Here is a 7,297-nt window from a genome sequence, read left to right as displayed (position 1 = left end):
CCGGCGCGGCGGGCCCCCTGGCCGCGCTCGCCGGCGCCGCCCCCAACCCGCTCGCGGCCATCGCCGGTGGCGGGGCGAACCCCCTAGGCGCCCTCAGCGGCGCCGGCGCGGCCAATCCGATCGCCGCGCTCGGCGCAGCCAATCCGCTGGCCGCACTCGGACAGGTGACGGGCGGCGCGGCATCGGCCGTCTCGGGAGCGGCGGACATGGCGGAGGGACTGGCCGCCCTGCCCCGGCAGATCGCCCAGCTCTCCGACCTGGTCGCATCCCTGGTGGGCGTGCTGGAGAACGTCCAGCAGGTCACCGGCGCGGTGACCGCAGGCCGTGCGCCCGCGGCCAGGAAGGGGGGCTGAGCAACCTGCGGCACCGGGCCCTCATCGGCCGCCACCGGGCGCGTACCGGCTTACCCCGGTGAGTGACCTCACCTCGGTGAGTGACCGCGCCGCATGACCGACGGAACTCGTCAGGCACAGGAGGTTGTGACACATGAGTGCCATGCTCGGCAATCGGCTCCGGCTGGTTGTGAAGGTACTGGGAAGCCTCGTCGCCGACGAGGTCGGCCAGATGACGCGGGAGCGCCGGCGGGCCGTACGGAATCCGCTGTCCCCGGCGGAAGCCGAGGCCTCCGCCGGGGACAGCGGCACCGCGCAGGAAGGAGCGCGCCGGGCCAAGGCGGTGCGGCACGCCCTGGAGAGCCTCGGCCCGTTCTATGTGAAGCTCGGACAGATCCTCTCCACCAGGCCCGACATGGTGCCCGCCGCCATGATCGGCGAGCTGCAGAACCTCCACGACCAGGTCGACGTGCAGCCCTTCTCCGTCTTCGAACCCGTACTCCAGCAGGAGTTGGGCCCGGACTGGAAGCTCCGCTTCGACGACATCGAGACGACGCGTCCCCTCGGGGCGGCCTCCCTGGCCCAGGTGTACCGGGTCACGCTGCCCGGCGGGCGCCCCGCCGTGGTCAAGGTGCAGCGGCCGGGCATCCGGGACACGGTTCGCGCGGACATGGCCCTGATGCGCAAGGCGTCCAGGATCGTGGCCCGTACGGCACCGCGCTTCAACGAGGTCATCGACGTGGAGGCGATGCTCGGCTCGATCTTCGACGCGATGGAACCCGAGCTGGACTTCACCGGCGAGGCCCGCAACATGGACGAGGCCCGCGAGAACATCCGGCGCTACCCGACCCTCGACGTGCCCCGGGTCATCCACGCCACCCCCAAGGTGCTGGTCCAGTCCCTCGCGCCGGGCGCCTCCGTACGTCATCTCGACCGCCGCTCGTTCAGCGACCGGGAGCGCACGGAGATCGGCAAGGACCTGCTGCGCTTCATGTACCGGGGATACTTCGTCGACCGGATGTTCCACGCCGACCCCCACGCGGGCAATGTGTTCGCGCTGCCCGGTGGTCCGGCGACGCTCATCGACTGGGGCATGGTCGGCCGTCTCGACCGGCGCACGAGTCTGCAGTTGCTGCCGCTGCTGATGGCCATCGCGCAGAACGACGGCCACGGCCTGGCCTGGGCGTGGGCGGACATGGGCCGGGTCACCCCCTGGTCGAACCTGCCCGCGTTCGCGGCCGACATGGCGGCGCTGGTGCCCAAGGTCGCCACCGCGTCCCTCGAGGACATCAACTTCGGGGTGTCCCTGACCACCGTTCTGGAGAAGGCGACCCGGCGCGGCATCGGCTCGGCGCCGGCCATCTCCCTGCTGGGCAAGTCCTTCGCGAATCTGGAGGGTTCGGTGCGCTGCCTGGCACCGGACATCGCCCTCGCGGAGGTGTTCAAGGCGGAGGCGCGCGGGATCATCCTCGCCTTGATCCGCGAGTACTTCTCTCTCGACCAGGTCGCCCGCAACACGATGGACCTCCTGTCGGCCGCCTCCTCCGCCCCCGAACAGTGGCGCGGGCTCCTCTCCGACGCCGCCAACCGCCAACTCGCCCTCCAGATCCACGAGCCGTACACACCCGCGTCCAGGGGCGGGCATCGGCCCTGGACGCCGTCGCGCGGCCTGCTGGCCCTCGGCGCCGCGGCCCTTCTTCTCGACCGCCGCCGGACGCCCCGCTGACGTGCCACCCGTGCCTGATCAACCGTCATCAACCGTACGTACAAAGGAATCACCCATGCCCATGCAGCATCACGACACCGGGTCCGACGTTCGTTTGGACGGAGTCTCGGAGACGGCCCTGTGGACCGTACGCATGCGAGCCCAGGAATCCGAGCGGGCGGACGCCCTCTTCGACGACCGGCTCGCGGCCGCCTTCCTGGACGCCGCCGGGGTGGCCGGTGCCCCGCCGGGAGCCGGTGTCCTGCAACAGGTGCTGCCCGACTGGCTGGCCGTGCGCACCCGCTTCTTCGACGACCACCTGCTCGCCATGACACGCGCGGGCCGCGAGCAGGTCGTCGTGCTGGGAGCGGGGCTCGACACCCGGGCGTTCCGGCTCGACTGGCCCGCCGGCACCCATGTCTTCGAGGTCGACCTGCCCGCCGTACAGGCCTTCAAGGCGCGTGTCCTCGCGGGCCGCGGCCCCGACATCGCCCGGCGCACGCCGGTCGCCGCCGACCTGCTGGGGGACTGGCGGGGCGCGCTGCTCGCCGCCGGGTTCGACCCGGGCCGCCCCACCGCCTGGCTGTGCGAAGGTCTGCTCTTCTACCTCGCGCCGGAGGCCGTGGAGCATCTCATCGGCACGGTGGGCGTGCTGTCCGCGCCGGGCAGCACCCTCGGCGCCGAGTGCCTGAACGCCGATACCGCCGAATCGCCCTTCGTCAAACCGTGGTTGGAGGCGCTGTCCGGCTCGGGGACTCCCTGGGTCTGGCAGCTCGCGGACGCCGAGCGCTGGTGGGCCGGACACGGCTGGCGGGCCGAGATCGCGGACCTGCTCGCGCTGCCGTACGCGGTCGAGCGGTTCGCCCCGCACCTCGCGGCGTTCTCGGGGGTCGAGAAGGACAGCATGATGCTGGTCACGGCGACGCTCCCGGCCGGCGGGCGGTGACCGTGGACGGACACAATCTCTGCCAGACCCCGACCACCTATCGGCTGTTGCGACTCGAGTACCTGCTCGGGCTGCTGGTGGCCGCCGCGTTCTTCCTCGCGCATCTGGCCGAGGTGCGCTGGTGGGTCGCCGTCGTCCTTTTCGCGTACGTCGACGTCATCGGCTATCTGCCGGGGGCGGTCGCCTATCACCGCGGCCCCGACCGGCGGGTCTCCCGCGTCTACTACGTGCTCTACAACACCATGCACAGCCTCAGCGTGCAGGGCGCGGTCCTGGGCGCCTGGGTCCTGGCGTACGGCTGGGAGTGGGCGCTGCTGGTGCTGCCGATCCATCTCTTCGGCGACCGGGCGCTGTTCGGCAACTTCGCCAAGTCGTTCACCGTGTCCTTCGAACCGGTTCCGCACCCGTCCGTCCAGTCAGCGCTGCGGGACTTCGCGACCGTGCCCTGGCACGAGGCGGCGGCCCGGTGAGTGCCCCGCACGCGCTCGCGGACACGGAGGCGTACGAGATGCTGCGCCGCCACGGCAGCCACAGCAGCGCGTTCCTCGCGATGAACAGCGGCAACCGCCGTTTCCACGCGGACGGTGTCGACGGCTTCGTCCCCTACCGGGAGGGCGGCCGACGGCATCTGTTCCAGCTGGGCGGACCCGTCTGCGCTCCCCGGGACCAGGAGCGGCTGCTGAGCGCGCTGCTCGACCGGGCCCGGAGCGAAGGGCGCCGCGTCGTCGCCGTACAACTCTCCCGCAGCGACGCCGAATTACATGCCCTGCACGGCTTCGTCGTCAACCAGTTCGGTGCTTCCTTCAGCATCGCCCTCGACGGATACGGCCTGGGCGGTCAGCGCATGGTCAAGGTGCGCAACATGGTCAACCGGGCCCGCAGAGAAGGAGTCACCGTCACCGAGGTGCCCGCGGGGGAGCAGGACGGCACCGCTTTGGACGGGATCGACGCGGCGTGGCTGCGGGCGAAGGGCCGCCACGTCAAGGAACTCGAATTCCTCATCGGCGAACGCGGCGGCCCCAGCGCACCGCACCGGCGCCTGTTCATCGCCGTCCACGCGGGGCGGCCCGTCGGGTATGTGTCGTACTCGCCCGTGTTCGGTGAACGGAGCGGCTGGCTGTACGACCTCACGCGGCGGTTGCCGGACGCCCCGCCCGGCACCGTGGAGCTGATCTTCGTCACCGCGCTGCGCCGCTTCCAGGACGAGGGCCGCGACTGGCTGCATCTCGGGTTCACCCCGTTCGTCCAGCTCGGTGCGGACAGCGCCGCTCCCGGACCGACCAGCGGCGTCCTGCACCGCTGTCTGCGGCTGCTGGCGGACAGGGGACGGGCCGTCTACCCGGCCGCCGCCCAGGAGTCCTTCAAGCTCAAGTGGCGTCCACAGCTCATCGAACCTGAGTACCTGGCGTTCCAGGGGGGCGTTCGCCCCGCCGCCGTCTGGCAGCTGATGCGCCTCACGAAGTCGGTCTGACGTCCCCGCAGGAACCCGCTGGCAGACCCTGAACAAGAAAGGCCGACATGACCACGTATGTCACAAAGTTCCCCGCTGAAGCCGACCGCTACCGCGCCCCGAGCCTCCTGGAAGGCGCCCTGCGCACCGAGCTGACACCGGAGGGCTGCGACCTGGGCTACTGGTTCCGCGCCGTACCGGAAGGCACCCTCGGCGGCGACGCGATGGGCCGGTCCGCGGACGTGCCAGTCCCCGCCCACATGCTCGAGGAAGGGCCGCTGCGCCAGGCCCTCATGCAGGAGCTCGCCTTCCGCTCGATGGCGGAGGAGAAGGCGGCCCGTGCCATCTCCTTCCTGGTCGCCTACGCGCCCGACCTCGCCGCCATGGACTTCTACACCTCCCAGCTGATGGACGAGGCCCGCCACGCCTACGCCTTCCGCAGCCATCTCCTCGAACTTGGCACGCCCGCCGACCAGTTGGAAGAGACCATGGAGTCGCTCGCCGGCGCCGACCGGGACGCCGTACTGACGCCGCTTGAGGAGTTCGGCCTTTCGGTCCTGGAGAAGGACCGGGACTACATCGGCGGCGTCATCACCCTGACCGTCCTGGTCGAAGGAGTGCTCGCCCCCACCGCCGAGCTGAGCGAGCGCAAGTGGCGGCCCTTCGATCCGCCGGCCGCCGAGATCGAACGGGCCGCGGGAATCGACGAGATCCGGCATCTCTCCGTCGGCAGCACAATCGTACGACGCCATCTGCGCAGGTATCCCGAGGAGTTGGACCGCGTCAGGGAACTCGTCGCGCGCGGCATGGATGTGTGGTCGCGGCTGCCCGTCCAGGAACTGACGTTCCGTCGGGAGCGGCTCTACCAGGCGGGCTTGGAGCGGCATGGCGACATCGCGGGCGACTACGAGCTGTGGCCGGGCCGCCGACTGGTCGACACCACAGCCGAGGAACGGATGCTGGCCGCTGCCGAATGGGCCTGCACCACTCAGGAATCGCGGCTCGCCGACATGGGACTGACCCCGTGAGCCACCTCCCTACGTCCGTCACCGTCCAACCAGGAAAGGGTCCGTGGCACACCGATGACCGACAGCCCGTCAGTCAACTCCTCCCCGTATGAACCAGGCGCGCTCGACGAGGACTTCCGCGAACTGACCCGGCGCGTCCAGGCGGCAGGACTCATGCGGACCCGCAAGGGCCAGTACGTCACCGGAATCGTGACGGTCTGGCTGATGAACGCCGCCGGCTGGGCGGCGCTGGCGTTCTCCGGCAGCGTCTGGTGGCACGTGGTCCTCGCGGCGGTCTGGCTGGCCGCCTGGCACGAACAGCTCGCCTTCCTCGTGCACGACGCCGGACACCGCCAGATCACCCGGTCACGGAAGGTCATCCAGGCGCTCGGCCTCGTCCACGGGAACCTGATGCTCGGGGTGTGCTTCGGCTGGTGGGTGCAGCACCACAACCGGCACCACAACCATCCCAACCACCTCGAACTCGACCCGGACATCCTGCGCCGCGTGGCCGTCTTCGCGCCCGAACAGGCCCAGGACCGGCAGGGATTCGCCCGCTTCCTCGCCGCAAACCAGCGCTACCTGTTCTTCCCGCTCCTCGGCCTCGAGGCCGTGGTCCTGCGCATCGCCGGGGTCATCGCCCTGTGCCGCCGCGCCGTCCGCCGACCCTGGCTGGAGGGCGGCCTGTTGGTGCTGCACGCGGTGCTCTTCTTCGGCGCCCTCTTCCTGCTCCTGCCCTGGCCGAGCGCGCTGCTCTTCCTCGCGGTCCACCAGGTCCTCCTCGGCTATCTGCTCGGCCTGGCCTTCGCCGTCAACCACAAGGGCCTGCCGACCCGCGTGGGCAAGGAGTGGAGCTGGCTGGAGCGCCAGGTGCTCACCTCGCGCACGCTGCCCACCGGCTACCTCGGCGACTTCTTCTACGGCGGCCTCAACTACCAGATCGAACACCACCTCTTCCCGGGAATGCCCCGCTCGGCGCTGCGGCGCGCGTACCCGATCGTCAAGGCGTTCTGCGCCGAACGGGACATCCCGTACGTCGAGACGGGGGTCGTGGAGTCGTACCGCGACCTCGCGGAGCACCTGGGTTCCGCGAGCGAAGTCCTCCGTGGCAGCACGGCCACGGCCTGAAGGAAAGGAACCGCAAGAAGTGAAGTCCTCAGCGAAAGTGAAGTGGTCCTCCGCTCTGGCGCGCCTGGGCAGGAGCGCGGTCCCGGCCGTCGTCCTCCTTGCGGGTACGGCCCTGGCCGCGCCCGCCGCCGAGGCGGCCCCGGCGCCCGTCCCCGACCTCGTGTGCCGCCTCGACGCCGAAGTGAACTTCAGTCCCCCGCTCGGCGTGCTGGTCCGGGAGGCCGAGGTGAGCGGACACATCGGGTACCAGGACTGCTGGTCGCCCAGCGGGGCGGCGCCGGAGCTCACCGACATCGTCTTCGACGTCCAGGGCACCGGCAGATTCGGCGGGCTGCCGGTGCCGGTCTTCTCGGTGGAGGGCAACGGCGTCGGCACATGGAACACCGGCGAGATCGGTGGTCTCTACTTCAAGGGTGACCTCAAGGAGGGCAGCCCCGTACCGGACCGCACCGTGACGAGCGGACCGCTCGCCGGTGACGGGATCAACGGCCTGCAGATCCCCAAGCCCCGGTTCGACAAGATCAACCCGGACGGCGTCGCCGGCTTCGACGTCTTCGGCCAGGTGTGCTTCTGGAACGGCGAGAAGGGCCGGTGTACGGCGTACTGAGCCGCCGCCGATCTGAGGGGGTGGTGGGGGGGGGGGGGGGGGCCCCCCCCCCCCCCCCCCCAGACCCCCCCGGAGGGGAGCCGCCCCACAGGGAACCCCCAGAAGAACGCGAGGAAAGCCGA

The 7,297-nt window shown here is 70.7% G+C and carries 7 protein-coding genes and 1 pseudogene; all 8 read left to right on the top strand.

Features of this window, described 5'->3' with window-relative positions:
* Window positions 1–353 (top strand): annotated as a pseudogene (locus AB0D27_RS44685) (hypothetical protein); the annotation flags it as partial.
* 133 nt (window positions 354–486) lie between these two features.
* The gene (locus AB0D27_RS44680) at window positions 487–2,058 is read left to right on the top strand and encodes an AarF/UbiB family protein (protein WP_362521230.1); all 1,572 of its coding nucleotides are present in this window, start codon (window positions 487–489) and stop codon (window positions 2,056–2,058) included.
* Window positions 2,059–2,113: 55 nt separating this feature from the next.
* Entirely contained in the window at window positions 2,114–2,983 is an 870-nt protein-coding gene (locus AB0D27_RS44675) for an SAM-dependent methyltransferase (protein WP_362521227.1), read from the top strand.
* Window positions 2,984–2,985: 2 nt separating this feature from the next.
* Complete coding sequence (locus AB0D27_RS44670; protein ID WP_362521225.1) at window positions 2,986–3,453, top strand: hypothetical protein; 468 nt, start codon at window positions 2,986–2,988, stop codon at window positions 3,451–3,453.
* On the top strand, window positions 3,450–4,454 hold the full coding sequence (locus AB0D27_RS44665) for a DUF2156 domain-containing protein (protein ID WP_362521222.1): 1,005 nt from the start codon (window positions 3,450–3,452) through the stop codon (window positions 4,452–4,454). Before AB0D27_RS44670 ends, AB0D27_RS44665 begins: the two co-directional genes overlap by 4 nt.
* 47 nt (window positions 4,455–4,501) lie before the next feature.
* Window positions 4,502–5,461: a VlmB-like protein gene (locus tag AB0D27_RS44660; RefSeq protein WP_362521219.1), complete on the top strand. Its 960-nt coding sequence runs from the start codon at window positions 4,502–4,504 to the stop codon at window positions 5,459–5,461.
* A gap of 54 nt (window positions 5,462–5,515) precedes the next feature.
* A complete protein-coding gene (locus AB0D27_RS44655) occupies window positions 5,516–6,568 on the top strand; it encodes an acyl-CoA desaturase (protein ID WP_362521216.1) in 1,053 nt (350 codons plus the stop codon).
* Between the two features lie 19 nt (window positions 6,569–6,587).
* Window positions 6,588–7,175 carry a hypothetical protein gene (locus AB0D27_RS44650; protein WP_362521213.1) on the top strand — a complete coding sequence of 196 codons (588 nt, stop codon included), beginning with the start codon at window positions 6,588–6,590 and terminating at the stop codon, window positions 7,173–7,175.
* Window positions 7,176–7,297 lie beyond the last annotated feature (122 nt).

This window comes from Streptomyces sp. NPDC048415 (assembly GCF_040651675.1).
In the GTDB taxonomy this organism is placed as follows: domain Bacteria; phylum Actinomycetota; class Actinomycetes; order Streptomycetales; family Streptomycetaceae; genus Streptomyces.
The sequence above is the reverse complement of the archived record's forward strand: the minus strand, read 5'-3'. Positions and strand labels throughout refer to the sequence as shown.

Coding starts and splice junctions, on each gene's coding strand:
- AB0D27_RS44675 (WP_362521227.1), top strand. CDS start 2,114: ATGCCCATGCAGCATCACGACACCGGGTCCGACGTTCGTTTGGACGGA.
- AB0D27_RS44680 (WP_362521230.1), top strand. CDS start 487: ATGAGTGCCATGCTCGGCAATCGGCTCCGGCTGGTTGTGAAGGTACTG.
- AB0D27_RS44660 (WP_362521219.1), top strand. CDS start 4,502: ATGACCACGTATGTCACAAAGTTCCCCGCTGAAGCCGACCGCTACCGC.
- AB0D27_RS44655 (WP_362521216.1), top strand. CDS start 5,516: ATGACCGACAGCCCGTCAGTCAACTCCTCCCCGTATGAACCAGGCGCG.